The 26,333-nt window shown below is 68.2% G+C and carries 27 protein-coding genes; 12 read left to right on the forward strand and 15 right to left on the reverse strand.

Annotation, left to right across the window (positions count from 1 at the left end; all coding sequences use genetic code 11):
* Positions 1-12: 12 nt before the first annotated feature.
* The 8 genes from paaE to KF941_RS24235 form a co-directional block, all read right to left on the reverse strand.
* Positions 13-1,089 (reverse strand): 1,2-phenylacetyl-CoA epoxidase subunit PaaE, encoded by a 1,077-nt coding sequence (gene paaE, locus KF941_RS24200; protein ID WP_214274806.1) that lies wholly within the window; start codon positions 1,087-1,089, stop codon positions 13-15.
* Positions 1,090-1,120: 31 nt separating this feature from the next.
* Positions 1,121-1,642 (reverse strand): 1,2-phenylacetyl-CoA epoxidase subunit PaaD, encoded by a 522-nt coding sequence (paaD, locus tag KF941_RS24205; RefSeq protein WP_214274807.1) that lies wholly within the window; start codon positions 1,640-1,642, stop codon positions 1,121-1,123.
* Between the two features lie 5 nt (positions 1,643-1,647).
* Positions 1,648-2,502 (reverse strand): 1,2-phenylacetyl-CoA epoxidase subunit PaaC, encoded by an 855-nt coding sequence (gene paaC, locus KF941_RS24210; RefSeq protein ID WP_181180968.1) that lies wholly within the window; start codon positions 2,500-2,502, stop codon positions 1,648-1,650.
* Positions 2,502-2,786: a 1,2-phenylacetyl-CoA epoxidase subunit PaaB gene (gene paaB / locus KF941_RS24215; protein ID WP_011751029.1), complete on the reverse strand. Its 285-nt coding sequence runs from the start codon at positions 2,784-2,786 to the stop codon at positions 2,502-2,504. Before paaB ends, paaC begins: the two co-directional genes overlap by 1 nt.
* A gap of 73 nt (positions 2,787-2,859) precedes the next feature.
* Positions 2,860-3,849 (reverse strand): 1,2-phenylacetyl-CoA epoxidase subunit PaaA, encoded by a 990-nt coding sequence (gene paaA, locus KF941_RS24220; RefSeq protein ID WP_072461247.1) that lies wholly within the window; start codon positions 3,847-3,849, stop codon positions 2,860-2,862.
* Positions 3,850-3,867: 18 nt separating this feature from the next.
* Entirely contained in the window at positions 3,868-5,073 is a 1,206-nt protein-coding gene (pcaF, locus tag KF941_RS24225) for a 3-oxoadipyl-CoA thiolase (RefSeq protein WP_214274808.1), read from the reverse strand.
* A gap of 148 nt (positions 5,074-5,221) precedes the next feature.
* Positions 5,222-6,076, reverse strand: coding sequence for a PaaX family transcriptional regulator C-terminal domain-containing protein (locus tag KF941_RS24230; RefSeq protein ID WP_214274809.1), 855 nt, complete (start codon positions 6,074-6,076; stop codon positions 5,222-5,224).
* 115 nt (positions 6,077-6,191) lie between these two features.
* A complete protein-coding gene (locus tag KF941_RS24235) occupies positions 6,192-8,564 on the reverse strand; it encodes a penicillin acylase family protein (RefSeq protein WP_214274810.1) in 2,373 nt (790 codons plus the stop codon).
* A gap of 240 nt (positions 8,565-8,804) precedes the next feature.
* Between KF941_RS24235 and KF941_RS24240 the strand changes: the two genes are divergently transcribed.
* The 4 genes from KF941_RS24240 (at position 8,805) to KF941_RS24255 (ending at position 11,134) form a co-directional block, all read left to right on the forward strand.
* Positions 8,805-9,191 carry a DUF6152 family protein gene (locus tag KF941_RS24240; RefSeq protein WP_214274811.1) on the forward strand — a complete coding sequence of 129 codons (387 nt, stop codon included), beginning with the start codon at positions 8,805-8,807 and terminating at the stop codon, positions 9,189-9,191.
* Between the two features lie 3 nt (positions 9,192-9,194).
* The gene (locus KF941_RS24245) at positions 9,195-9,668 is read left to right on the forward strand and encodes a DUF6644 family protein (protein WP_214274812.1); all 474 of its coding nucleotides are present in this window, start codon (positions 9,195-9,197) and stop codon (positions 9,666-9,668) included.
* Between the two features lie 114 nt (positions 9,669-9,782).
* Entirely contained in the window at positions 9,783-10,550 is a 768-nt protein-coding gene (locus KF941_RS24250) for an adenylyltransferase/cytidyltransferase family protein (protein WP_214274813.1), read from the forward strand.
* 29 nt (positions 10,551-10,579) lie between these two features.
* Positions 10,580-11,134: a HutD family protein gene (locus KF941_RS24255; RefSeq protein WP_214274814.1), complete on the forward strand. Its 555-nt coding sequence runs from the start codon at positions 10,580-10,582 to the stop codon at positions 11,132-11,134.
* Positions 11,135-11,166: 32 nt separating this feature from the next.
* Here the strand turns inward: KF941_RS24255 and KF941_RS24260 are convergent, their stop codons facing one another.
* The 7 genes from KF941_RS24260 to KF941_RS24290 all read right to left on the reverse strand — a co-directional run bounded on the left by KF941_RS24260 (position 11,167) and on the right by KF941_RS24290 (position 18,568).
* Entirely contained in the window at positions 11,167-12,336 is a 1,170-nt protein-coding gene (locus KF941_RS24260; RefSeq protein ID WP_214274815.1) for a LysR substrate-binding domain-containing protein, read from the reverse strand.
* A gap of 96 nt (positions 12,337-12,432) precedes the next feature.
* On the reverse strand, positions 12,433-13,401 hold the full coding sequence (locus KF941_RS24265; RefSeq protein WP_114534756.1) for a LysR family transcriptional regulator: 969 nt from the start codon (positions 13,399-13,401) through the stop codon (positions 12,433-12,435).
* 80 nt (positions 13,402-13,481) lie between these two features.
* Positions 13,482-14,654, reverse strand: a complete 1,173-nt coding sequence (argE, locus tag KF941_RS24270; RefSeq protein ID WP_214274816.1) for an acetylornithine deacetylase — start codon at positions 14,652-14,654, stop codon at positions 13,482-13,484.
* A 56-nt stretch (positions 14,655-14,710) separates the two neighbouring features.
* On the reverse strand, positions 14,711-15,388 hold the full coding sequence (locus tag KF941_RS24275) for a DUF1028 domain-containing protein (protein ID WP_072461236.1): 678 nt from the start codon (positions 15,386-15,388) through the stop codon (positions 14,711-14,713).
* 7 nt (positions 15,389-15,395) lie between these two features.
* On the reverse strand, positions 15,396-15,815 hold the full coding sequence (locus KF941_RS24280; RefSeq protein ID WP_036754417.1) for a RidA family protein: 420 nt from the start codon (positions 15,813-15,815) through the stop codon (positions 15,396-15,398).
* Between the two features lie 18 nt (positions 15,816-15,833).
* Complete coding sequence (locus tag KF941_RS24285) at positions 15,834-17,288, reverse strand: 4-hydroxyphenylacetate 3-hydroxylase family protein (protein ID WP_036754420.1); 1,455 nt, start codon at positions 17,286-17,288, stop codon at positions 15,834-15,836.
* A 143-nt stretch (positions 17,289-17,431) separates the two neighbouring features.
* The gene (locus KF941_RS24290; RefSeq protein ID WP_214274817.1) at positions 17,432-18,568 is read right to left on the reverse strand and encodes a branched-chain amino acid ABC transporter substrate-binding protein; all 1,137 of its coding nucleotides are present in this window, start codon (positions 18,566-18,568) and stop codon (positions 17,432-17,434) included.
* Between the two features lie 284 nt (positions 18,569-18,852).
* Here KF941_RS24290 and KF941_RS24295 point away from each other — a divergent pair, with 284 nt between their 5' ends.
* From KF941_RS24295 to KF941_RS24330, 8 genes are all read left to right on the forward strand, one after another.
* Positions 18,853-19,770 carry a branched-chain amino acid ABC transporter permease gene (locus KF941_RS24295; RefSeq protein WP_214274818.1) on the forward strand — a complete coding sequence of 306 codons (918 nt, stop codon included), beginning with the start codon at positions 18,853-18,855 and terminating at the stop codon, positions 19,768-19,770.
* A 4-nt stretch (positions 19,771-19,774) separates the two neighbouring features.
* On the forward strand, positions 19,775-20,950 hold the full coding sequence (locus KF941_RS24300) for a branched-chain amino acid ABC transporter permease (protein ID WP_214274819.1): 1,176 nt from the start codon (positions 19,775-19,777) through the stop codon (positions 20,948-20,950).
* Positions 20,950-21,741 carry an ABC transporter ATP-binding protein gene (locus KF941_RS24305; protein ID WP_214274820.1) on the forward strand — a complete coding sequence of 264 codons (792 nt, stop codon included), beginning with the start codon at positions 20,950-20,952 and terminating at the stop codon, positions 21,739-21,741. Before KF941_RS24300 ends, KF941_RS24305 begins: the two co-directional genes overlap by 1 nt.
* A complete protein-coding gene (locus tag KF941_RS24310; RefSeq protein ID WP_114534763.1) occupies positions 21,734-22,432 on the forward strand; it encodes an ABC transporter ATP-binding protein in 699 nt (232 codons plus the stop codon). Before KF941_RS24305 ends, KF941_RS24310 begins: the two co-directional genes overlap by 8 nt.
* Before the next feature lie 337 nt (positions 22,433-22,769).
* Positions 22,770-24,035 carry an ABC transporter substrate-binding protein gene (locus KF941_RS24315; RefSeq protein WP_072461232.1) on the forward strand — a complete coding sequence of 422 codons (1,266 nt, stop codon included), beginning with the start codon at positions 22,770-22,772 and terminating at the stop codon, positions 24,033-24,035.
* Positions 24,035-24,754: an ABC transporter ATP-binding protein gene (locus tag KF941_RS24320; protein WP_240540612.1), complete on the forward strand. Its 720-nt coding sequence runs from the start codon at positions 24,035-24,037 to the stop codon at positions 24,752-24,754. The genes KF941_RS24315 and KF941_RS24320 overlap by 1 nt, the downstream gene beginning before the upstream one ends.
* A complete protein-coding gene (locus KF941_RS24325) occupies positions 24,751-25,464 on the forward strand; it encodes an ABC transporter ATP-binding protein (protein WP_214274822.1) in 714 nt (237 codons plus the stop codon). Before KF941_RS24320 ends, KF941_RS24325 begins: the two co-directional genes overlap by 4 nt.
* Positions 25,464-26,327, forward strand: coding sequence for a branched-chain amino acid ABC transporter permease (locus KF941_RS24330; protein ID WP_214274823.1), 864 nt, complete (start codon positions 25,464-25,466; stop codon positions 26,325-26,327). The genes KF941_RS24325 and KF941_RS24330 overlap by 1 nt, the downstream gene beginning before the upstream one ends.
* Positions 26,328-26,333: the final 6 nt, after the last annotated feature.

Raw genomic sequence — 26,333 nt, forward strand, 5'->3', positions numbered from 1 at the left:
CCTGCGCCCGGATCATTCGTCATAGGTGACGACCACGCGGTCGCTGACCGGATAGGCCTGGCAGCTCAGCACATAGCCGGCGCGGACCTCGTAATCTTCCAGCGCGTGGTTCACCGCCATCTCGACCTCGCCCTCCAGCACCTTGCAGCGGCAGGTCGAGCAGACGCCCGCCTTGCAGGAATAGGGCGCGTCCATGTTGTTGGCCAGGGCGGCCTCCAGGATCGTCTCGCCCTCGCGCGGCATCTGGAAGGCGCGGGTGGCGCCGTCCAGCGTCACCGTGGCGGCCACGCCCTCGCCCGCGCCGGCCGCCTGGGCCGAGACGGGGCGGGCCTTGGCGCGGCCCGGCTGGCTGGAGGCGAACAGCTCGAACTTGATCTGCTCGTCGCGCAGCCCGTGGCCGCGCAGGGACGCCGCCACGGTCAGCATCATCGACTCGGGGCCGCAGATGAAGGCGGTGTCGACCGCCTCGGCGTCCAGCCAATGCTGGAACAGCGCCGTCATCTTGCCCTCGTCGATGCGGCCGGTGAACAGGTCGATCTCCTGCCCCTCCTGCTCCAGCACATGGATGACCGAGAAGCGGCCGAGATAGAGGTTCTTCAGATCCTCCAGCTCCTCGCGGAACATGATGGTGTTGATCTGGCGGTTGGCATAGACCAGCGTGAACTGCGCCCGCGGCTCGCGCGCCAGCACGGTCTTGATGATCGACAGGACCGGGGTGATGCCCGAGCCGGCGGCAAAGCCCAGATACTGCTTTTCCGCCTCGGGCTCGATCGGGGTGAAGAACTTGCCCATCGGCGGCATCGCCTCGATCTCGTCGCCGGGCGCCAGGTTCTCGTTGGCCCAGGTGCTGAAGGCGCCGCCGTCGACGCGCTTGATGCCCACGCGCAGGGTGCCTTCGTCCTTGCCGGCGCAGATCGAATAGGACCGGCGCAGCTCCTCGCCGTCGAAGTCGCGGCGGAAGGTCAGGTATTGGCCCTGGGTGAAGTCGAACAGCGCGCGGTCCTCGTCGCGGGGGGCCAGGGTGACGACCACCGCGTCGCGCGTCTCGCGACGCACATCGGTGACCTTCAGCGGATGGAAGCGTGCCATGGGGGTATCCTTCCTGAAGCGGGGCGCCTTCTTACAGGCATTTGAAATAGTCGAAGGGTTCCAGACAGTCCTTGCAGCGATAATTCGCCTTGCAGGGGGTCGAGCCGAACTGGCTGATCTTTTCGGTATTGGTCGAGCCGCAGCGCGGGCAGGCGATGGTCAGGTTCGCGCCGCTCATGCGGGCGATGCGCCCCGCCAGAACCCCGTCAGCCGCCGTGCCGTCGATGGGCGGGGCGATGCCATAGGCGTGCAGCTTTTCGCGGCCCGCCTGGGTGATCCAGTCGGTGGTCCAGGGCGGGGTCAGCTGGCGTTCCAGCCGCAGCTTGTCGATGCCGTGGCTGCGCAGCGCGGTCTCGATGTCCAGGTTGATGATGCTGGTCGCGGGGCAGCCGGAATAGGTCGGCGTGACCCTGACGACCAGCGTGTCGCCCTGCCATTCGACGCCGCGGATGATGCCCAGGTCGGTCAGGCTGATCACCGGGATCTCCGGGTCGGGCACCTCGGACAGCCAGCCCCAGACCTGCTCGACGCTGGGATGGGTCGCAGCGGCCATGGGCTTTACCAGCTGGCGCCGGGATAGGCGCGTTGCAGGAACTGCATCTCGGCCAGGATATAGCCCAGATGTTCCGTGTGGATGCCCTGCTTGCCGCCCTTGTGCGCAAAGTCGCTTTCGGGGATCTGCAAGGTCGCCTCGCCCAGCACGTGGCGCAGCGTGGCGTCCCAGCCGGCGCGCAGGCTGGCCGGATCGGGGGCGATGCCGCGCGCGGCCATCTGGGCATCCTTGTCGTCGCCCAGGAACATCTCGCCGGCATAGGGCCAGAGCGCGTCCAGCGCCTGCTGCATCCGGCGGTGGCTTTCCTCGGTCCCGTCGCCCAGCCGCACCACCAGGTCGGACGAGCGTTCCAGGTGATAGGCCACTTCCTTGCCGGCCTTGGCCGCGATCTCGGCCACGCGCGGGTCCGAGGATGCCGCCAGCCCCTTCAGCAGTTCATGGTGCCAAGCGTCGAACAGGAACTGCCGCATCAGCGTATGGCCGAAATCGCCGTTCGGACGCTCGCAGATCAGCAGGTTGCGAAAATCCCAGGCGTCGCGCAGATAGGCCAGGTCGTCGGCCGAGCGGCCCTGCCCCTCGACCTCGCCGGCAAGCCCCAGCCACAGCTGGGTCTGGCCGATCAGGTCCAGCGCCACGTTGGCCAGCGCGATGTCTTCCTCGAGCGCCGGCGAATGGCCGCACCATTCGGACACGCGATGGCCCAGGACCAGGGCGCTGTCGCCGATGCGCAGCAGCGTCTCGAAGAACGCCTCCTGGCCCTCGTCGGGCTGGGGCACGGTCGGATGGGCCGGATGGGCCTCGGCCTGATGCCGGGCCAGTTCCGCCACCTGGGGCGTGGTCATGTCGGGCAGCGACGGCATCACATATGCCCCACTTCTTCGGGAATGTCGAAAAAGGTCGGGTGGCGATAGACCTTGGCGTTCGAGGGCTCGAACAGCGGCCCCTTTTCCGAGGGGCTCGACGCGGTGATCTGCGCCGAGGGCACCACCCAGATCGACACGCCCTCGTTGCGGCGGGTATAGACGTCGCGGGCGTTCATGATCGCCATTTCGGCGTCGGGCGCGTGCAGGCTGCCGACATGGCGGTGGTTCAGCCCGTGCTGGCCCCGGATGAAGACTTCCCAGAGCGGCCATTCCTTGGACATGGTTCTCTCTCCCTAAACTTGGTTGCGCCCCGGACCCGGTTGTCCGGCGGCGCCGTTCCTGGCGATTGCGGGCTTACTCGGCGGCTTGCGCGCGGCGGGCTGCAGCCTTCTCGGCATGCGCCATCAGCCCCTCGCGGAACCAGGCGCCGTCCTCCCAGGCCTTGACGCGGGCGCCCAGCCGGTCCTTGTTGCAGGGCCCGTTGCCGGCGATCACGTCGAAGAATTCCGACCAGTCCGGCTCGCTGAAATCGTAGCCGCCCTTTTCCTCGTTCCATTTCAGGTCCGGGTCGGGGACGGTCAGGCCCAGGTATTCCGCCTGCGGCACGGTCTGGTCGACGAATTTCTGCCGCAGCTCGTCATTGGTGTTGATCTTGATCTTCCAGGCCATCGACTGCGCCGAATGCACCGAATCCTTGTCCGAGGGGCCGAACATCATCAGCGCCGGATACCAGAAGCGGTTCAGCGCGTCCTGCGCCATGCGCTTCTGCGCGGGCGTGCCCTGGGCCAGCTTCATCATCACCGCATAGCCCTGGCGCTGGTGGAAGCTTTCCTCCTTGCAGATGCGGATCATGGCGCGGGAATAGGGACCGTAGGAGGTGCGTTGCAGCGGCACCTGGTTCATGATCGCCGCGCCATCGACCAGCCAGCCCACCGCGCCCATGTCGGCCCAGGTCAGCGTCGGATAGTTGAAGATCGAGGAATATTTCATCTTGCCGGCGTGCAAGAGCTCCATCAGTTCGTCGCGCGAGACGCCCAGCGTCTCGGCCGCCGAGTAGAGATAGAGCCCGTGCCCGGCCTCGTCCTGCACCTTGGCCAAGAGGATCGCCTTGCGCTCCAGCGTGGGCGCGCGGGTGATCCAGTTGCCCTCGGGCAGCTGGCCGACGATCTCGCTATGGGCGTGCTGGCCGATCTGGCGGACCAGCGTCTTGCGATAACCCTCGGGCATCCATTCCTTGGGCTCGATCTTCTCGCCGCGGTCGATGCGCTCCTGGAAGGCGATCTCCTGGGGGGTCATCTCCTCGCGGGCTTTCATCCCTTCGGACTTCACAAGCTGGGCATACATGGCAAACTTCTCCCTGGGTCAAACGCGTTCGAGGATCAGCGCGATGCCTTGCCCCACGCCGATGCACATGGTGCAAAGCGCATAGCGCCCGCCGGTGCGATGCAGCTGATACATCGCCGTCGTCACAAGCCGGGCCCCCGACATGCCCAGCGGGTGGCCAAGCGCGATGGCGCCGCCGTTGGGGTTCACATGGGCGGCGTGGTCGGGCAGGCCAAGGTCGCGCAGGGTCGCCAGCGCCTGGCTGGCGAAGGCCTCGTTCAATTCTATCACATCCATCTGGTCGATGGTCAGTCCCGCGCGCGCCAGCACCTTTTTCGCCGCCGGCGCCGGGCCGATGCCCATGATGCGCGGCTCGACCCCCGCCGCCGCCATGGCGACGATGCGCGCCTTGGGCGTCAGGCCGTGCCGTTCCGCCGCCTCGCCGGACAGGATCGCCAGCGCCGCGGCGCCGTCGTTCACGCCCGAGGCATTGCCCGCCGTCACCGACAGATCGGGGCCGTTCACGCCCTTGAGCCGGGCCAGCGTCTCGGCCGTGGTGCCGGGGCGCGGATGCTCGTCGGTGTCGAAGACCACCGGCTCGCCCTTTTTCTGCGGGATGGTGACGGGCACGATCTCGTCGGCAAAGACGCCGGCCTGCTGCGCCGCTTCCCAGCGGGCCTGGCTGCGCGCGGCAAAGGCGTCCTGGTCGGCGCGGCTGACGGCGAAATCGGCGGCGACGTTGTCGGCGGTCTGCGGCATCGAGTCGATGCCGAACCGCGCCTTCATCGCCGGGTTGACGAAGCGCCAGCCGATGGTGGTGTCATAGACCGCATTGGCGCGGGAAAAGGCGCTTTCCGCCTTGGGCATCACGAAGGGGGCGCGGGTCATGCTTTCGACGCCGCCGGCGATGACGAAATCGCAATCGCCCGCCTTGATCGCGCGGGCCGCCATGCCGACCGCATCCATCCCCGAGCCGCAAAGCCGGTTCACCGTGGTCCCCGGCACCGCGACGGGCATGCCCGCCAGCAGCACCGCCATGCGGCCCACGTTGCGGTTGTCCTCGCCCGCCTGGTTGGCGCAGCCATAGATCAGGTCGTCGACCGCCGCCCAGTCCACGCCGGGGTTGCGCTCCATCAGCGCCTTCAGCGGCACTGCCGCCAGGTCGTCCGCCCGGACCGAGGCCAGCGCCCCGCCATAGCGACCAATCGGCGTGCGCACCGCGTCACAGATGAAGGCGTCCTGCATGCTCTCTCCCATTTTCAAGACGAAAGACCGGCGATTCTCCAATTCGCCGACCGATTGGTCAGTTTATACATGGCCAAACATCACAAAGAAAGAAAATTCTTCGCGCGTCGTGTAATGTCTGGCGGCATGCGAAAAAGATAATTTCAATTCAGCCGGTTATCCTGCACAGATCGGCCAGCCGCTCTTCACTCTGGGGCGTTTTCTCGGGCAGGAAGCCGTCGGCGCCCTCGAAATGCGCCCCGATCCAGCGTTCCGCCGCCGGGGAAAGCTGGCAATAGAGGCGGCGGAACAGCGCCCGCGCCTCGTGCCCCTGCCAGTCCGGCGGCAGGGCGGCCTGCGGCAGGCGCGGGTCGCGCAGCAGCACGCCGCGATAGTCATGCACCAAAAGCAGCCGGGCGATCAGCGCCATCTCGTCGGACAGCGCCGCGCCCGCCTCGGCCAGGGGCGCAAACCGCGCCAGCATGTCGAGATAACGCTGATGCAGCGCCGAGAGATCCCAGAACTGCCCGATCCGGCCCAGCGCCGGCGGGTCCGGGGCGTGAAAGACCAGCGCGCCTTCCAGCACCGGCTGGCCGCGGTCGGGCCGGATGAAGACCGCCCCGCCCATATGGCCCATGCGCTGGTGGCGGGCCTCGTCCTCGGTCAGCTCCGGGGCGTGCAGGATCTGCCAGCCCCGCGCCGGCACCTCGGCCTTGTAGAGCAGCCGCGCCGCCTGGTCGAATTCCCGCTGGGCCGAGGCGTCCAGCCGGTAATAGCTGTGCCGCCCCAGCCGCTCGCCGCGCAGCCGATGCGCGGCGACCAGGCGCGAGACGGCGGTGCGCACCAGCGATTCGCTGATGCCGACCCGCTCGCAGACCTCGATCAGCGTGCCGGTCCACAGCACGCCGCCGCGCGGCACCACCACGTCGCCGTAGACGGTGACGATGAACGCGGCCGAACGCAGCGCCATTCCCTGCAATATTCCGTCGATCAGCCCGCGCTCGGCCATTCCGCCCCGCCGCATGTTTCCCCGCTGCCTGCAACCGCCGCCATAGAAGCCCGGAAAGCGGTCATGTGCAACGCGGCTTGCCCCTCGGGCGCGGAGATGCCGGCCACCTGTCGCGATGGCCGGCGGGTTCTCAGCGCGGAACGGCGATGGTTTCGCGCGACACGGCGGCCGCCTCGACCTCGTCGCGGGTCAGCGCCTGCGGGCGGCAGTCGAAGCCCTCGTAAAGCGCCAGCTGGTCCTCGTAATGCGGCGAGGCCTCGCCCGAGGGGCTGATGAACCCGCTCTGGCCCGGAGGGGTCACGGCGCAGAACTCGGCCCTGCCGTCGCGGAAGGTGATCCGGTTGCTCTCGGTGCCGCGGTTCATCGCGGTGCCGATGGCGCGGACCTCGTCCTCGCCGGCCTGCGGGATGCCCAGGTAGTTGCTGGTCTCGAACACATGCTGCTTGATCTCGATGCGCCAGTCCGCGGGCTCCTGGCTGCCGAAGCGGTCGGCCAGCCGCGCCGCCGCCTTGTCGAGCGAGGCGAGGATGATCTCGTTGCGGCCGGCCTCGTCGGCGCCGTTGAAGAAATCATGGGTCTGCGGCACGCCGGCCCGCTCGGCCAGCAGCGCGTTGTGCAGCATCTGCGCGGCGCGCGAGATGCGGTTGTAAAGGATCGCCGGCGGGATCGCCGGGCTGTCGTCGCGCAGCACGTCCTCGACCATCACGTCCAGCCAAGCCTGGAACAGCCCCACCGCCGGGGTGATGGCGCGGCCGTCCTCGGCCCGGATCTGCTGCCCGTCCCAGTTGCGCAGGATCTCGACCAGTTCGGCGCGCTGGCTTTGCGGGTCGACGCCCTCGGCCGCATCGAGGATGAAGGGCAGGAAATAGCGGGCGTTGATGTCGAGGAAGCTGATCTCGCGGTTGATGTTCCAGACCTCCTCGGGGGTCAGCTTGTCCTTGGCGTCGAGCCGCGCGGTGATCTCGACCACCCGGTCGGCGCTGCCCCAGGGCGTGGCCTCGAAATTCGCGCTGTCCCCCTTGCCCGAGCGGTTGTTCCAGTTCGCGATCCAGCCCTGGCTGGGGTTATAGGCCTTGGGCGCATCGGCAAAGGGCCGCAGGCCCTGCCAGTCGTCCTTGCCCGGCCGGGCCGGCAGGCGCTGGTCGTGGCCTTCAGCGCGGACCGGGACATGGCCGGGCGAGACATAGCCGATATTCCCGTCCCGGTCGGCGTAATACCAGTTGATCGTGGTCGCGACCCTTTCCGCCTGGTCCAGCCATTCCTGGTAATTCTGCGCCTTGGTCGAGTTCACCCAGGCCATGAGCGTCGAGATCTCCTGCCCCTTCCAGGCGCGGTTGAAGGCATAGGCGGTCGCCGTCTCGGGGTCGATCTGGCCGACCACGCCGTAATCGCTTTCCCAGACCGTGGTCTCGACCTCGGGCTGGCCCTTGACGCGGAAGGTCTCGCGGCGCGCCGTCATCTCCTTCCAGCCGTCGCCGGCGCGGTATTGCCGCGGGTTCTCGGGGTTCAGCTCCAGCCGGTAGTAGTCGTTCACGTCGCGCGGCCCGGCCGTGGCGCCCCAGCCGATGGTGCCATTGGTGCCGAACAGCACATTGGGAACCGCAAAGGGCGTGTTGCCGGTCAGGTCGAACCCGGCGCCATGCAAGCCGATGCTGAAGACATAGGACGGGTTGAAATTGCCGAATTGCGGCCCGTTGATCAGGATGGTGCTGCCGTCGGTGGTCTTTTGCGGCCCGGCGATCCACAGGTTGCTGGCGCGCGGACGCCCATCGTCGCCGGGCAGGTCCGGCGCGTTCAGCAGCGCGGCAAAGCGGCTGGCCGAAGGCGGGGTCAGCGCGGCCTTGCGCTGGTATTGCTCGCCCTCGGGCACGGTGGTCGGGGCCAGCGGGTCTTCGTCCCAGAACATCTGGTCGAAAAGCGCGCGTGCCTGTTCGGCGCCGAATTGCGCCTCCAGCTCGGCCAGCGTCCTGGCATTGGCCAGTTCGGAGCTGTAGCCCGAAAAGCGGCCGGCCATGGTCCCGACATAGATCATCGCCACGTCGAATTCGGTCCAGCGGCGGGGCTTGAAGCCGAAATCGTTGAACTGCTTGGGCATCAGCCCGGCCGGTTCGGCCAGAACCCGGTCCACCCACAGGTTGAAGCCCGCCGCATAGCCACGCAGGATGTCGCGCTCTTCCGGCGCCAGCGCCTCGATCTGGCGGCGGATCTCGGCATGGTCGAACATGGCGCGGGTCTGGATGTCGAAGGGCAGCCGCTCGATGCCCAGCACCTCGGCCACCTCGCCCAGGACCGAGCGCCGCGCCATCTCCATCTGGAACAGCCGATCCTGCGCCACGCTGTAGCCGAAGCCCGCGTAAAGCCCATGCACGTCGTCGGCATAGACATGCGGCACGCCCCAGCTGTCGCGGATGATCTCGACCTTGGTGTCGGCCAGCGCCGGGCAGGCCAGAAGGGCAGAAAGGCCAGCCGACAGCAGCAGGCGGCCAAGCGAAGACCTGAGCATGTGATTCTCCTCCGGGTGCAAGCGCCTCCTCCGGCGCATCGCCATGGTTATATTTAACCGTTCGGTCGGTCAATTATTGAAGGCACCCATCCGCCGGCGGCCGCCCTGCGCCGGCGGATGGGCCGAGGACCGCCGCGTTCACGCGATTGTCAGCCCCAACGGGCGCAGGCTGGCCGATCATGGTGGGGCGGCCCCATCCGCCGCGACGCAGTCCCGACCCACATCCCAAGGAGGTCCGACATGCAGATCCGAGCCCGCACCCTTTCCTCCGTCATGCTTGCCGCCGCGCTGGCGCTAGGCACCATGCCCGCGCTGGCGCATCACGGCTGGTCATGGGCCGAGGGGGAACAGACGACGCTCGAGGGAACCGTCGAGAGCGTCTCGATGAACCCGCCCCATCCCACGCTTCAGGTCCGCGACGCCCAGGGCACCGTCTGGCAGGTCGACCTGGGCAATCCCAACCAGACCGCCCGCTCGGGCTTTACCGCCGACACGGCAGAGCCGGGCGATGCGATCACGGTGATCGGCAATCGCAACCAGGATCAAAGCGCGCATATGAAGGCCGTCCGCATCGTGATCGACGGGCAGAACTACGACATGTATCCCGAGCGCATCCAGGCGGACTGAGCCGTGCAGGAACTCGCGGCCTGGGCCGAGGGCACCGCGCTTGCCGCGGCGCTGCGCCGGTCGGGCCATCTCTACATGGTGGTGAACGCCACGCATATCCTGGGCATCGCGCTGCTGCTGGGCGCGATCGTTCCGCTGGACCTGCGCCTTGTCGGGATCGTCCGCGGCGGGGCGCTGCGCGTGCTGGCGCCCTTTCTGTCCCGCGCGGCGGGGGTCGGGCTTGCCCTCGCCCTTGCGACCGGCCCGGTGCTGTGGTCGGTCTCGGCCCGCGACTATCTGGCCAATGCCGCCTTTCGCTGGAAGATCGCGCTGATCGGCCTTGGCCTTGCGGTTGTCGCCCTGCAACATGCCGGCAAGGGCTGGCAACAGGCGGTCGAGACCGGGGTGCCCGGCCCGGAGGCGCGCATCCTGGCGGCGCTTTCGCTGGCGATCTGGCTGTCGGTGCTGCTGGTGGGGCGCTGGATCGGCTTTCTGTGACGCCCCGCGCACCGCTGCATCGGAAATCCTGAGACGCTGGCAATGGAATGGCGATTTTTTGCGGCGTCGCGGCTTCGCTAGTCTTGGGCAAACGGCCAGGACGACGAGTTGCCCATGACCCAGATCCCCTCTTCCCATCCGTTCCGCCCGGAACTGGCGATCCTGCGCAGCGGCATCGCGGCGGGATCGGCGCTGCGGCGGGGCGTCGTCGTGCTGGGGAATTTCGACGGCTTCCACCGCGGCCACCAGTTCCTGATCCGCTCGGCCCGCCGGATCGCGGCGGATGGCCGCGCGGTCGGCGTCATGTCGGTCGAGCCCCATCCTCGCCAGGTGTTCTGCCCCGAGGCCGCGCCCTTTCGCCTGGCCCTGCCCGAGCAGAAGCACCGCACGGCGCGGCGCATCGGGCTGGACTACCTGTTCGAGCCGGTCTTCGACCGCGCCTTTGCCGGCATGACGCCCTGCGCGTTCATCGACGAGGTGCTGTGCCGGCGGCTGGGGGTTTCGCATGTCGTGGTCGGCGCGGATTTCCATTTCGGCGCGAAACGCGCCGGCACCACCCGGACCCTGGCGCAGGAATGCACCGCGCGCGGCATCGGCGTCACGGTGCTGCCGTTGCAGGGCGGCTTTTCCTCGACCGCGGCGCGCCAGGCGATCCTGGCCGGCGACATGCGGCAGGCACGGCGCTGCCTCGGCCGCCCGTGGGAAGGCGTGCTGGATGCCGGCCGGCTTGCACCCGACCAGATCCGCCCGCCGGCGGGGCGCTATCTGGTCCGAACCCAGCGGTCCGCGCAGGCAGGGCCGGTCCGGCTGGACGCGGACGGCCGCATCCTGTCCCCCGATAGCCTGCCGCGCCGGATCGAATTCCTGGATCGGCACGACTGATCCGCCTTGCCCGAAAAAAAAGGAGCCCCATGGACCTGCCCCTGCACCTGCCGGCCAGCACCTATCGCACCATGCCGTGGAAGAACGGCACGGGCGCCACCGACGAGATCTGGCTCTGGCCGCCCCGCAGCGACCGCGACGCCTTTTCGATCCGCATCTCGCGCGCGCCGATCCTGGCGGATGGCGGCTTTTCCGCCTTTGCCGGCGCCGACCGGGTCATCACGCTGATCGAGGGCGCGGGGCTGGTGCTGGATTTCGGTGCCCGCCGCGAACATCTGGCGCCGCTCGCCCCGTTCCTCTTCGACACCGGCCTGGCGCCCCAGGGGCGGCCGGTCGGCGGTCCGGTCCGGGTCTTCAACGTCATGGCCGATCGCAACGACTGGACCATCCCCGATGCCGCGGTGCTTGAAAAGGGGGCGGCGGAGGCGACCGGCCTGACCGTCCTCTTCGCGCTGGAAGCCCAGCAGGCCAGGACCGGCGGCCGCCTGCACGACTTGGCCCGTCAGGATACGCTGATCTGCGGGCCGGGGCCGCTGCAACACGGCGGGCGGGCGCTGGTCGTCACCCTGGCGCCTGCGGGCTGACGAGGGGGCGCGGGCCGCCAGGCCCGCACGCATCAGGCCCGCGCAAATTTCTCGCGGCATTTCTGGGCGAAACGCTGGGCGGCGCTGGACAGCGCATGCCCCTTGCGCCAGGCCAGCACGATCTGCGACAGCGCATGATCGCCCGCCAGCGGCAGCGCCACCAGCGGCAGCCCGTCATAGCTCATGCTCGATGCGGGCTTGGTGCAAAGCAGCGTATAGCCCAGCCCATGCGCGACCATGCCCCGCACCATCTCGAACGAGGCCGAGCGATGCGCGATCAGCGGCTCGACCCCCTGCGCCTCGAGGATGCCGGTGAAATAGGCGCTGGAGGGCGGCGCATCCAGAAGCACCATCGGCTCGGCCGCCAGCTCGGTCGGCAGGATCTCGGCCTGCCGGGCCATCGGATGATCCTCGGCCATCAGCACATAGGGCTTCAGCACGCTCAGCGCCTGCCAGTCGAAACGCTCGTCCAGGTCGTTGTCGTAGATCACCGCGATCTCGGTCTCGCCCGAGACCAGGCTTTCGGTCAGCCGGCGCTGGTCCCCTTCCAGCAGCCCGATGTCGAGCCCGCCCAGCTGCCGGATCAGCGAGGGCATCAGGAACGGCCCGAAGGTGTGGAAGCAGCCGACCTTCAGCTTGATCCCTTCGCCGTTCAGCACGCCCCGCATGCTGCGCGGCGCCTCGATCCGGCGCGACGAGCCATAGGAGCGGTTGGCATAGATCAGCGGCGAGCCGAGCCGCGCGCTATGCGTGTCCTCGACGCCGCAAAGCAGGACGTGATGCGTGCCCACCCGCTCGGCCGACAGCACCCGGCATTCGAAGGCGACCAGCGGGTCGGCGACGCGGGGCGTGCCATTGGCCAGCACCACCCAGTCGGTGCATTCGAACTTGTCGCCCAGCTCGTCCTTGAAGCGGCCGGCGAAGGCTTCCGAGATATAGGACTGGTCCTCGCGCAGCACGTTCACGCACAGGACGCCGTTCTCGATGATCTTCGGTGCCGCCGGGCTCAGGTGATGCACGCAGATCAGCAGCGTCGGCGCCTCGCCATCGGCCGAGACCGAGGCCATGGCCGAAACCGTGACGCCCGCCCTGCCCGCCGGCCCGTCGGTGGTCACGACATTCACCGTGCAGGCGGCATGGCTCATCCCGGCGACGAAACGGTCGCGCAGCGGGATCTGGGGCATCTGCGGGTCGGCATTCATGGCTGCTTTCCTTGCGTGGGGTTCGTTCCGATTGTCCTGAATGCAGATTGCCGGCTTTTGCCGTCGGGCCAAAATCGTGTTTTCCGCAGCTCTGCCTCAGGAAGATTGATGGGCCGGATGATCGGGGCCGCATTCGGTCTGCCCGGCCGGCAGCATGCCCGGCAGGGCGCCGTCGCGGATCACCTCGCGGCAATAGTCGACAAAGGCCTCGGCCGCGCGCGACCGGCGCAGCTCGGTCAGGGAGGCGATGCCGAAGGCGATGGATTGCGAGACGTCCTCGATCGGCAGATAGACCAGCGGCAGCCCGTTCTCGGCGTGGCGGTTGGCAGGCCGGACGGTCATCATGCTGTAGCCGATGCCCGCCGCGACATAGGAACGCAGCGAGGCGGTGGACGAGGTCTCCATCACGATCCGGGGGGTGCCGCCGATCTTGCGGAACATGCCCAGGAAGTAGTCGCGCGTCAGCGGCGGGTCCAGCAGGACGAAGGGGTCGTCGATCAGCTCGGCCAGCCGGATCGACCGGCGCCCCGCCATGCGATGCCCGGCCCCGACGATGACATAGGTCCTGAGCCGCGCCAGCTCGATGAACGAGACATCCGGCGGCAGGTTCAGGTCATAGGTCAGCGCCAGGTCGATCCGCGCCAGCCGCAGCTTTTCCAAGAGATCGACCTCGCTGCCCTCGGTCATGGTCATCTGCACCGCCTCGTAGCGGCCCGAGAAGCCGGTCCAGAGTTCCGGCGCGATCAGCGGCGCGAAGGTGAAGAAGGTGCCGACATTCAGCGTCCCCGCGACATGGTCGTTCACGTCGCTGGCCACGTCGTAAAGCTCCGAGGCGGCGCGCAGGGATTCCTTGGCCGCGCGCAGCAGCCGGGTGCCCGCGGGGGTCAGCGACAGGCCCTGCGCGTGATGGCGCACGAAAAGCTGCACGTTCAGCTCGGTCTCCAGATGCGCGATGGCGGCCGAGATCGAGGGCTGCGAGATATTGACCTGCTCGGCGGCCTTCGTGACCGACAGCGTCTCGCCCGCCGCGATGAAATAGCTGAGTTGCCTGAGCGTGAATCGCATCGTCTTCGTCCCCTGTCATGCGCGCAAAGTGGCAACATTCTTTCCGTGCTGGCCCGCCGAAAGGGAAGCTGGTTCTTGGGTCAGGCCGCCGGCGCCTCCAGCGCGTCGAGCAGGCGCGACAGCATCCGGTCGCAGGCCGACAGCTGTTCGGCGGCAATGAATTCGTCGGGCTTGTGGCCCTGTTCCATGAAGCCCGGCCCGCAGATCGCCGTGGACATGCCCAGGCCCTGATGGAACAGCCCGCCTTCGGTCCCGAAGGCGACCTTGATCGCCGGCCCGTCCTGGCCGGTGATGCGGCGCAGCAGCCGGACCGCGGGCGCGTCCTCGGGGGCATCAAGGCCCGGATAGGCCGAGACCGTCTCGATCTCGATCCGCGCCTCGGGGAAGCGGGCACGATGCGGGGCGGCAATGGCCTCGGCGTCGCCGGCGATGGCGGCCAGGATCGCGGCGGGGTCGTCGGCGACGATGTTGCGGATCTCGAAGTCGATCTCGCAGCGGTTCGGCACGATGTTCAGCGCCGTGCCGCCCTGCATGAGGCCGGCATGGATGGTGGAAAAGGGAATGTCATAGGCCGGGTCGCGGGCGCCGGCTCGGACCAGTTCCTGCTGCCGGGCCTGAAGGCTGGCGATGAAGGCCGCGCCCAGGTGCAAGGCGTTCAGCGCGTTCGGGGCCAGCGCCGAGTGGCCCTCGCGGCCATGGCAGCAGGCGCGGCAGGCGAGCTTGCCCTTGTGGCCGGTGGCGATGCGCATGCCGGTCGGCTCGCCCACGATGCAAAGCGCCGGACGGTCGGGACGCGCGGCCAGCGCCTCGATCATGCCGCGCACGCCCATGCAGCCGATCTCCTCGTCATAGGACAGCGCCAGGTGCAGCGGCCTGCGCAGGTCGCGACTGGCGGCATGAATCGCGGCATGGACCGCGGCGGCGACGAAACCCTTCATGTCCGCCGTGCCGCGCCCGTAATAGCGCCCGTCCCGCTCGGACAGGGCAAAGGGATCGACGCTCCAGTCCTGGCCGGCCACCGGCACCACGTCGGTATGGCCCGACAGCACCACGCCCCCCGGCCCCTCGGGACCGATGGTCGCCCAGAGATTGGCGCGGCTGCCATCGGCATGGGCGAAGCGTTCGACGCGCGCGCCCGCCGGCACCAGCAGCCCCTCGACATAATCCAGCAGGTCGAGGTTCGGGCGGCGGGACAACGTCTCATAGGCAACCAGCCGGCGCAGGATGTCGACGGTCGAGGGGATCGCGGTCATGGAAATCCTTGTCGCAAGGACCGGGGGCGGAACGGGCCGCCCCCGCGTCGGGGGGATCATTCGTCGCCGGGCACGCCATAGCTCGGCGCGGCGTCGGGGTTCAGTGCGCGGGTCACATAGGCGTCCATCTCAAGCCGCCAGCGTTCCCACAGGGCGGCGCAATCCTCGATGGGATCGCCCTCGCTCCAGTCGATGCGCAGGTCGGCGATGGGCCAGCTGACCTTGTCCACGATCAGCATGCCCATGGAATGCACCGGCCCCTCTTCGCCGCCGGCGGCGACCGAGGCGCGCATGCCCGCCAGCAGCCGGTCGCCCAGGTGCCGGCCCCTGGCCGCCATGAAGGCATCGACCATCTTCTGCGGGATCCCGGCCGAGCAAAGCAGGTTGCCCGCCGCCGCCACGCCCTCGCCATGGGCGATGCCATGCGTGCCCAGCGTCCGGGCGCCGGAACGCCCGGCGGTGCGGCCCGCCGCATCGACCAGCGCCAGCTGGCGATATTCGACATGCGGCGCCCCGGCCACCAGCCGCTCCAGCGCCTCGGCCGCCGAAAGCCCCTGCGCCATCAGGTCCAGCCCCTTGGGCCCCAGGCTCGGGTCGGTGACGTTCTGGGTCGCGACCACCCCCACGCCCGCCCGCGCATGGGCGCAGCGCGCCGCCACGCAGGGCGAGGAGGAGGAGACGGCGATGCCGAACATGCCGGTCTCGGGGCAGCGGGCAGAGATCGAGAAGGTCATGCCGGCCTCATGCGTCGGGGATGACGGCGGTGGCCTCGATCTCGACCACCCATTCGGGCCGGGCCAGCGCCGGAACCACGATCCCGGTCGAGCAGGGATGCACGCCCTGCAGGTGCCGGCCCATTTCCTGATAGACCGCCTCGCGATAGCGGATGTCGGTCACATAGACGACGATGCGGCAGATATGCTCCATCCGCGATCCCGCTTCTTCCAGCAGCATCCGGATGTTTTCCATGGTCTTGCGGGTCTGCATCGCCGGGTCGCCGACATGCAGGCATTCGCGGGTCTCCAGGTCCTGCGAAACCTGGCCGCGCAGGAAGACCATGGTGCCGCGGGCGACGACGCCCTGGCTCAGGTCGTTGTCCAGCTTCTGCTCGGGATAGGTCTCCCTGGTGTTGAAGGGGCGGATGCGGTGATGGATGGTCATGGTTTCTGCTCCGGTCGGTCAGTGTTTCGTGCCCCAGACCTGATCGGACAGGCCCGCGGATTTGTGGGTGAAGCGCAGCGCCTCGTTCCAGTCGAAGTTGCGATAGACCGCAGCCAGATGGGCGAAGGGCGGGGATTGCGCGAAAAGCTGGAAGGTCAGCCGGTGGCCGGCATAGTCCGAGTTCAGCAGGTCGCGCGCATAGGCCAGCAGCTTGCGGCGATCCTCGCTGCCCCAGTTCTCGTTCAGGGTGTAGAACTTGTCGAGCCAGGGCGCGGTCTCGGGGTCGTCGAAGCAGGCGGCGTCCGGGGTGATGCAGATCTGGCCGCCGCAAAGCTCGCGCGCCAGGTGCATCATGTGATGCAGCTGCGAACAGGCCAGCACGCGGCCGGTCATCAGCAGCGACTGGTTCGGCATCAAGAGCCCGCCGGGGCTTTCCTCGGCCTCGGCGATGGCCGCGGTCAGGTGGGCGTTGATCCCCTCGCGATAGCAGGCCAGCGTCGCCAGCTTCTCCTGCACCGCCGGCTGATGCTCCAGCCCGGTCTGGCGCACGTTCCACAGCGCCGCACCGATCAGCAGGTCGGCAAGCTTCAGGTTGCGCTGCACGAAGGCGAAGGCGGAATAGCGGTGCAGCGTCGCGCGGATGAAGGTCGCGGCCTTGGTGTGCTGGTAGAACAGCACGTTTTCCCACGGGATCAGCACGTCGTCGTAGATCACCAGCGTCTCGACCTCGTCGAAGCGGTTCGACAGCGGATAGTCCCTGGCCGGCGCGCGGCCGGCAAAGCCGGTGCGGGCGATGAAGCGCAGGTTGGGCGAGGAAAAGTCGCACACGAAGCCCACCGCGTAATCCGACATCGCCTCGTTGCCCCAGTTGGCGATGGTCGGCTTGGTGAAGGCCTGGTTGGCATAGGCGGCGGCGGTCTCGTATTTCGCGCCGCGCACGACGATGCCGGCGTCGGTTTCCCTGACCACATGCAGCAGCATGTCCGGGTCCTGGTCCTGCGGCCGCTTGGAGCGGTCCCCCTTGGGATCGGTATTGGCCGAGACGTGGAAGGGGTCGGTCATGATGACGCGGTGGATGTGGTTGCGGATGTTCTCCGAAAAGCGCGGGTCCACCTCGTTCAGGATGTCCTGGCCGTCGAAGAGCGACCACATCTCGCCCGCCGTCTCGTCGCCGACGCGGGTGACGATGCCGCCGACCTCTTCCAGCACCGCATTGGTGGCGGCGCGCTTGGCGCGCCAGTCCTCGCGGGTAAAGGGCAGCTTGAGACCGACCGAGAAACGCTCGCCGTTCTCCTCGTAGCTCATCAGGTCGCGCGTGGCCTCGGCATGGGCCATGTCGTAGATATGCGCGCGAATGTCGACCAGCGGCTTGAACATCGGGTGCCGGGTGATGTCCTGCACGCGCTCGCCATTGATCCAGACGCGGCGGCCGTCGCGGATTGAGTCGCGATACTGTTCTCCGGTTCTTAGCATGATTTCCTCGGGATTGGCCTTTCGGCGGATGGGATTGGGCCGGGCGCGCGGGCCCTCGGCGGATCGGGCAGACCTCTCCCGTCCCTTGCGAGCGGGCGCGCAGGGGCGGGATCGGCCGGCGGGGATGGGTCGGTCAGCGGGCGTCAGGACTTGGCATAGGTGGTCCAGGCGCCGTCCTTGACGGTCTTGAGCTCGATGGCGATCGGGGTCTGGGTCTGGCCATTGGCGTCGAAGGTGATCTGGCCGGTGGCGCCGTCATGCTGGATGGCGCGGATCGCCTCGGCCAGCCCGGCCTTGTCCTCGACCCCGGCCTCGTTGATCGCCTGGATGATGATGTTCGCGGCGTCGAAGGCGTATTTCGTATAGGGGCTCATCGGCTCGGCAAAGCCCCTGGCCTGGTAGTCGGCCTCCATCCTGGCCAGCTTCGGCGTCTGCGAGGCCACCGGATAGGAGACGATGGTGTTCGCGGCCGCGTCGCCGGCCACCGCGATGAATTCCGGGTCGTAGAAGCCCGAGATGCCCAGCATCGGCTTGTCGAGCCCCACCTCCTTCATCTGCCGGGCCAGGATGCCGGCCTCGGTGATGACGCCGCCGAAATAGACCGCATCGACCTGCTTGCCCTTCAGCGAGGTCAGGACGGTGCGGAAATCGGTCGAGCCCACCGGCAGCAGGTCGGTCGAGACCACCTCGCCGCCCGCCGCGGGGACGAATTCGGCAATCGCCTCGGCATTCGACTTGCCGTAGTCCGAGGTGTCGGCGATGACGGCGATGCGCTTGGCGCCCAGTTCCTTGACCATCCATTCCGCAAGCGGCTGGTTCTCGGTCAGAAGCGTCGGGGTGACGCGCGTCACCTCGGGCAGGTTCTGTTCGGTGATCGCCGGCGAGATCGCGCCCCAGATCACCAGCGGCGTCTGGAAGCGGGCAAAGACCGGCATGGTCGCCAGCGCCACGGGCGAGTTCCAGTGCCCGGTCGCGGCCACCACGTCGGGATCGTTCACCAGCTTCATCGCCGCGCCGACGCCGGTCTGCGGGTCCGAGGCGTCGTCCAGCACCACCGGCTCGATCTCGTATTGGCCGGCCGGGTCGGCATTCGCTTGCTCGATGGCCAGCAGGAAGCCGTTCCGGGCGCCCAGGCCCTGCTGGGCGTTGCCGCCCGACAGCGGGCCCATGAAGCCGATCTTGATCTTGGCCTTCTCGGCGAAGGCGGGGGCGGCGAAGACCGCCGTCGAAAGCACGAGACCGGCCAGAACGGCGCGGCGGGTGGTGGGGATGAAAGCCATGGACCTCTCCTGTCGAAGCGGAAGTTTCCGCGGTCGCGTTTGCGTTGGGATCTGCCGCGTTGCCCGGCCGGGCACCCTTGCCGGGCGCTGGTCTGCCGGCCTCGCGGCTTGTTGTCGCACCCCGAACATCGACCGATTTCCGCCCGGCTGAGAAGTCGCATTAACTGAACCAGTGCCTCAAAAAATACGAAGCATCCGGCCCAGCATTTCATTTGCCTGACGGGCGATCCCGCCGTCATCTTCGTCGGAAAAACCGATCCAACGCATCAACACGGGAGGACGACATGGAAAGTCTGATCCTCCAGCACCTGCTTAACTGGCTGGTTCTGGGAAGTATTTACGCGCTGGTGGCGCTGGGGTTCAGCCTGCTCTTCGGGCTGCTCAACGTCATCCATTTCTCGCATGGCGACGTGTCGATGATCGCCCCCTTCGTGGCGCTTGGCAGCCTGCAGGCGATCTTCGGCATCACCGGAGGCGCCATGGGCGTCCTGCCGATCCTGGCGGCGCTGGCCATCGCGATCCTGGTCACGGGGCTGATCGGCATCGGCGCGGACAAGCTGGTGATCTCGCGCTTTCGCCGCTCGCCGGCGATGATGGCGTTGGTGGCCACCGTGGCCCTGGGCACGGTGATCCGCGAGCTGATCCGGGGCTTCTATCCGCAGGGCTCGAACCCCAAGGCGTTCCCGGCCATCGCCCAGGGCTTCCTGGAGATCGGCCCGCTGCGCCTGCCCGCCCAGCCGGTGCTGATCGTCGGCACGACCGTGCTGGTCGTGGCGCTGATGTATGGGCTGATGCAGAAGACGCGCATCGGCACCCGCATCCGCGCCGTGGCCGAGGATGCGGCGACCGCGCGGCTGATGGGGATCACGCCCTCGCGCATCTTCGCCTTCACCTTCTTCCTCGCCTCGGCGGCGGGGGCGCTGGGGGCGCTGTTCTTTGCCAGCCATGCCGGGGTGGTGCGATTCGACTTCGGCGTGCAGCTGGGGCTGATCGGCTTTTCCGCCGCGGTGATCGGCGGGCTGGGTTCGATGACCGGGGCGATCCTCGGCGCGCTGGCCATCGCCGGGATCGAAAGCATCGTGCAGGCGAATATCGCCGACGGCGCCTCATACCGCCTCGTCTTCGCCTTCCTGCTCGTCATCCTGATGCTGTGCCTGCGGCCCTCGGGCCTGCTGGGCAAGCCCGTCTTCGAAAAGGTCTGAGCCGATGTCCACGACCCTGACCAATATCCACAGCCGCACGACCCTGCCCGCCAGCCTGATCGTCGCCGCGACCGAGATCGGCGGCGCGATCCTGCTGGGCGCCTTTCTGCTGGCGGAATCGACGCCGCTGGTGGTGGCGCTGCTGGCGGTGATGGGCGCGCTGTTCGCCGCGATGCAGTATCGCCCGCAGATCGAGGAGGTGATCGTCGCCGCCTTCCACGACGCGCGCGGGCTGGCCACGGCGCTGGCCGTCGCCATCGTGCTGATCTATCCGTTCTTCCTGGGCGGCAACACCTATGCGCTGCACCTGCTGATCGTCTCGCTGCTTTATTCGGTGCTGGCCCTGGCGCTGAACTTCCAGCTCGGCTCGGCCAATATCCCGAACTTCGCCACCGGCGCGACCTATGGCATCGGCGCCTATACCTCGGCGCTGCTGGCGATCCATCTCGGCTGGAGCTTCTGGGCGACGCTGCCCGCCGCCGCCATCGTCGCCACCGTCTTCGGCTTCCTGCTGGGCATCCCGTCGATGCGCACGCGCGACAGCTACCTGGCGCTGGTGACGATCGCCTTCGGCATCGTCATCCACCAGATGCTGAACAACCTCAGCTGGACCGGCGGCCCGAACGGCCTGGTCGGCATCCCGGCGCCCAGCCTGCTGGGCCATTCCTTCATGCGGCCCATCGAGCTTTTCGGCTTCCGGCTGCCGTCGCAGGCGAATTTCTACTATCTCTCGGCGGCGCTGCTGGGGCTGGCGATCCTGTCGGCCAAGCGGCTGCACGAAAGCCGCGTGGGCCTGGCCTGGAACGCGATCCGCGCCGACGAGCTGGCGGCGAAATGCCAGGGCATCAACGTGGTCTGGTACAAGATCCTGGCCTTCGGCGTGGACGCCTTCCTGGCCGCCTTCGCCGGCACGATCTATGCCTTCTACATCTCGTATATCTCGCCCGACAACTTCACCTTCCTGGTCTCGGTCACGATCATGACCATGGTGATCGTCGGCGGCATGGACAACACGCTGGGGGTGATCCTGGGCGCCTTCCTGCTGACCATGCTGCCCGAAAAGCTGCGGGTGTTTTCCGACTACCGCCTGCTGTTCGTCTCGGTCGTGGTGATCCTGTTCCTGATCCTGCGCCCCAAGGGGCTGTTCCCGCAACGCCAGCGCCATTACGGAGGCCAGTGATGACCACGCCGCTGCTGAAACTGAGCGGGCTCGGCATCCGCTTCGGCGGCCTCGTCGCCGTCGATGCCGTCGACCTGACCGTCGCCCCCTCGACCATCACCTGCATCATCGGCCCGAACGGGGCGGGGAAATCCACGCTGTTCAACCTGATTACCGGGATCTACCGCCCGACCTCGGGCACCGTGGCCTTGCAGGGCGACCCGATCACCGGCCTGCCCGCCCACAGGATCGCCGCGCGCGGCATCGCCCGCACCTTCCAGTCCTCGCGCCTGTTCGAGGACCTGTCGATCCTCGACAATGTCATCATCGGCATGCATGGCCGCACCCGCACCGGCGTGCTGACCGCGCTGCTGCGCCCGGCGAAGTCCCGGCGCGAGCTGGAGGCCTGCGCCACCGAGGCCGAGACGATCCTGCGCGGCATCTCGGACGAGCTTTTCGCCCGCCGCTACCAGCCCGCCGGCATCCTGCCGCAGGCCGACCGGCGCCGGCTGGAGATCGCCAGGGCGCTGGCCTCGCATCCGAAGCTGATCCTGCTGGACGAGCCCTCGTCCGGCATGGACGACCGCGACACGGCGGCGCTGATGGCCGATATCCGCCGGGTCATGGCCGACAATCCCGGCCTGTCCTTCCTGATCATCGAGCACGACATGCGGCTGGTCGCCGAATTGCCCGACAATGTCGTGGTGATCGACTATGGCAAGAAGATCGCCGAGGGAGATTTCGCCACCGTGCGCCAGCTTCCCCGCGTGCAGCAAGCCTATCTGGGACAGAAGGCGGTCGAACATGCTTGAACTCAGCAACGTCAGCACCTCCTATGGTCCCGTCGCCATGCTGCGCGGGGTCAGCATGACCATCGGCAAGGGCGAACTGGTCTGCCTGCTCGGCCCGAACGGCGCCGGCAAGTCCACCACCTTCAAGGCGCTGACCGGGCTTTTGCCGCTGGACGGCGGCGCGGTGCGGATGATGGGCCGCGACATCGCCCGGCTGGGCACCGAAAGGCTGGCCGCGCTCGGCGTCGGCTTCGTCCCCGAGGGGCGGCGGCTGTTTCCGACCCTGACCGTGCGCGAGAACCTGAAGCTCGGCTACGACGCCTCGGGCTGCGCCATCCCCTTCGAGACCCGGCTGGAGCTGATCCACGACATGTTTCCGCGCATCCGCGAGCGGATGAACCAGCAGGCCAACACCATGTCCGGGGGCGAACAGGCCATGGTGGCGCTGGCGCGGGCGCTGATCGGCGATCCCGAGATGCTGGTGATGGACGAGCCCTCGCTGGGCCTGTCGCCCAAGCTGATCGACGAATATTTCGAGACCGTGGTCCGCATCCATGCCGAGGGCAAGACCGTATTGCTGATCGAGCAGAATGCCGAGACCGCGCTGTCGATCTCGGACCGCGGCTATCTGCTGGTGCGCGGCCGGATCGCGGTCAGCGGCACCCGCGCCGAGATGCTGCGGGACGACACGATCCGGCACATGTATCTGTGACCGCCGGGACGGGTCGCCCCCCGCCGACCCGTCCCATGCAGGCCCCGGCCAAGGTGAATGCCTTGCAGCGCCGTCCCCCGGCGGGGCGGCGCTTCTTGCCGCGTCGCGGAAAGGCCGGGCCGGATCTTCGCCGCAATAATCGGCGGGATCGGTGCCGCCCCGCGCGCGGATGCAACCCGCATGGATATAACCCAAGGGTATATTTCTGCGCGACCATGCGATGATATGGCCGCCTTCCCCAAGATAGAGTGCTGCCTCAGGACGCTTGCCGCAGGCGCCGGCCAGAGGAGGGCCGCGCCACCGCGACGGGATGCGGCGGATCATGGGAGGTTAGGCAATGCTCAACAGACGGACATTCATCGCCTCGGGCGCGGCGCTGGCGGGGCTGGGGCTGGGGCGCCCGGCGCTGGCGCAGCGCAAGGCGATCAGGATCGGCTATGTCAGCCCGCAGACCGGGCCGCTTTCGGCCTTTTCGGCCTCGGACGCCTTCACCGTCAGGCAGTTCCTGGCCGCCGCGCCCGGCCTTGGCCTGGACGTCGAGGTCATCGTCAAGGACAGCCAGTCCAACCCCAACCGCGCCGCCGAGGTGGCGCGCGAACTGATCAGCCGCGACGAGGTGAACCTGATCCTGGTGGCATCGACCCCCGAGACCACCAACCCGGTGTGCAGCGTGGCGGAATCCGAGGAGATCCCGGTGATCTCGACCGTGGCGCCCTGGCAGCCCTGGTTCATCGGCCAGCAGGGCAACCCGGCCGACCCGGAAAGCTGGCAGGAATTCGACTATGTCTATCACTTCTTCTGGGGGCTCGAGGACAATGTCCGCGTCTTCATGAACATGTGGGACGCCGTTCAGACCAACAAGTCCGTCGGCGCGCTCTGGCCCAACGACAGCGACGGCAATGCCTGGTCCTCGGACGTGGGCATGCCGCCCGCGCTGGCCGAGGCCGGCTATCGGCTGACCGATCCGGGCCGCTACCAGAACCTGACCGACGATTTCAGCGCCCAGATCAACGCCTTCAAGCAGGCGCAGGCCGAGATCCTGGTCGGCATCCCGATCCCGCCGGATTTCACCACCTTCTGGACCCAGGCCCGCCAGCAGGGCTACCGGCCCAAGCTGGTCTCGGTCGCCAAGGCGCTGCTGTTTCCCGAAAGCATCGCCGCGCTTGGCGAGCTGGGCGACAACCTGACCTGCGAGGTCTGGTGGTCGCCGCAGCACCCGTTCCGCTCGTCCCTGACCGGGCAAAGCGCGGGCGAGCTGGCCGCCGATTTCGAAACCGCGGCCAAGCGGCAATGGACCCAGCCCGCCGGCTTCGTCCATGCGCTGTTCGAGGTCGCCGCGGACGCCATCCGCCGCACGGACGACCCGACCGACGGCGATGCGCTGGCCGAGGCCATCGCCGCCACCGACCTGCAGACCGTAGTCGGCCGCGTCGCCTGGGGGCAGCAGAACGTGCCCGAATTCGCCCGCAGGAACGTCGCCAAGACGCCGCTGGTCGGCGGGCAATGGCGCCGCAAGCAGGACGGCGGCTTCGATCTGGTGATCGTCGAGAACGCGCTGGCGCCCGAGATCCCGCTGGGCGACAGCATTCGGACCTTGGCGTGATGGCGCTGCTTTCGCTGCAATCCGTGTCGAAAAGCTTCGGCGCGCTGAAAGTCACCGACGATGTCAGCTTCGACCTGCAACCGGGCGAGGCGCTTGGCATCATCGGCCCCAACGGCGCCGGGAAATCGACGCTGTTCAACCTGATCACCGGCAACCTGCGGCCGGATTCCGGGCAGATCCTGCTGGACGGGCGCGATATCAGCGGCGATTCGGTCATGGCGCGCTGCGCGGCGGGCATCGGCCGTTCGTTCCAGATCCCGCAGCCCTTCGGCCACCTGTCGGTCTATGAAAACCTGCTGGTCGCGGCGCGCTTCGGCGGCGGGCTTGCGGCGGCCGAGGCGCCGGGGTTCTGCATGGAGATCCTGCGCCGCACCGGGCTGGCCGGCGTGGCCGACAGTCCCGCCGGCGGCCTGCCGCTGCTCAGCCGCAAGCGGCTGGAGCTGGCGCGCGCCATGGCGACGCGGCCGCGGGTGCTGCTGCTCGACGAGATCGCCGGCGGGCTGACCGATGCCGAATGCGTCGAGCTGGTCGCCACCATCCGCGCCATCCATGCCGAGGGCACCGCCATCGTCTGGATCGAGCATGTGCTGCATGCGCTGAACAGCGTGGTCGGCCGGCTGATCGTGCTGAATTTCGGCCGGCTGCTGATGGTCGGCGACGTCAAAACGGTGATGAACTCGGCCGAGGTGCGCGAGATCTACCTGGGGGCCGAGGTATGAGCGAACCCATCCTGTCGGTTTCCAGCCTGACCGCGCATTACGGCGATTTCCAGGCGCTGTTCGGCGTCGACGTGGCGCTGGAGCAGGGCGAGGTCGTGGCCATCATCGGCGCCAACGGCGCCGGCAAGACCACCCTGATGCGGGCGATCACCGGCATCGCCCGCATCAGCGCCGGCCGCGTCCGGCTGGACGGGCGCGACATCACCGGCACCCCGGCGCCCGACATCCTGATGGCCGGCATCGCCATGGTTCCCGAGGGGCGGCGGCTCTTCCCCTCGCTCAGCGTCGAGGAGAACCTGCTGATCGGCGCCCATGCGCGCCGCATCCAGGGGCACTGGAACCTGGAAAGCGTCTATCGCCTGTTCCCCGTCCTGCGCGAGCGGCGCGACCATCCCGGCACGGCGCTGTCGGGCGGCCAGCAGCAGATGGTCGCCATCGGCCGGGCGCTGATGTCCAACCCGCGCGTGCTGCTGTGCGACGAGCTGAGCCTCGGCCTCGCGCCGGTGGTGATCCGCGAGATCTATGCCGCCTTCCCCGAGATCCGCGCCAGCGGCGCCTCGATCGTGGTGATCGAGCAGGACGTGAGCCAGGCGCTGAAGGTGGCCGATTACGTGCATTGCATGATGGAGGGCCGCATCACCCTGTCCGGCCGGCCGGCCGAGCTGTCGCGCGACGCGATCCACGACGCCTATTTCGGAGCGACCCACTGATGTTTTCGCTGGATACAATCGTGCAGGGCCTGCTGCTGGGCGGGCTATACGCGCTTTTCGCCGCCGGGCTCAGCCTGGTCTTCGGCATCATGCGGCTGGTGAACCTGGCGCATGGCGACCTGATCGTGCTGGGCGCCTATCTGATCCTCGGCCTGGGCACGGTGACGGGCATGAACCCCTTTGTCGCGACGCTGATCGCCATGCCGCTGATGTTCGGCCTGGGATGGCTCTTGCAGACCAGCCTGCTGAACCGCGTGCTGGGCGAGGACATCCTGCCGCCGCTGCTGGTCACTTTCGGGCTTTCGGTGGTGATCCAGAACGGGCTGCTTGCCGCCTTTACCGCCGACAGCCGCAAGCTGGCGGCGGGGCCGGTCGAATCCGCCTCGGTCACGGTCGGGCCGGTGCATATGGGCGTGATGCCGGTGATGACGCTGGCCACGGCGGTCGCGGTCATCCTGGGGCTGAACCTGCTGTTCTACCGCACCGCGCTGGGACGCGCCTTCCGCGCCACCTCGGACGATGCGGTGACGGCGCAGCTGATGGGCATCCGGCCGCAGCGCATCTTCGCCATGGCCACCGGCATCGCCCTGGTCGTCGCCGCCATCGCCGCGCTCTACCTGGGCACGCGGGCGAATTTCGACCCTTCCATCGGGCCGGCGCGATTGCTCTATGCCTTCGAGGCGGTGATCATCGGCGGGCTGGGCAGCCTCTGGGGCACGCTGGCCGGAGGCGTGGTCATCGGCCTTGCCCAGACCATGGGCGCGGCGGTCAACCCGGAATGGCAGATCCTGGCCGGGCATGTCGCCTTCGTGCTGATCCTGATGGTCCGCCCGCGCGGGCTGTTCCCCCGAGCCATCGACTGAAAGGGC

This window comes from Paracoccus sp. pheM1 (genome assembly GCF_018499825.1).
Taxonomy (GTDB): Bacteria; Pseudomonadota; Alphaproteobacteria; order Rhodobacterales; family Rhodobacteraceae; genus Paracoccus; species Paracoccus versutus.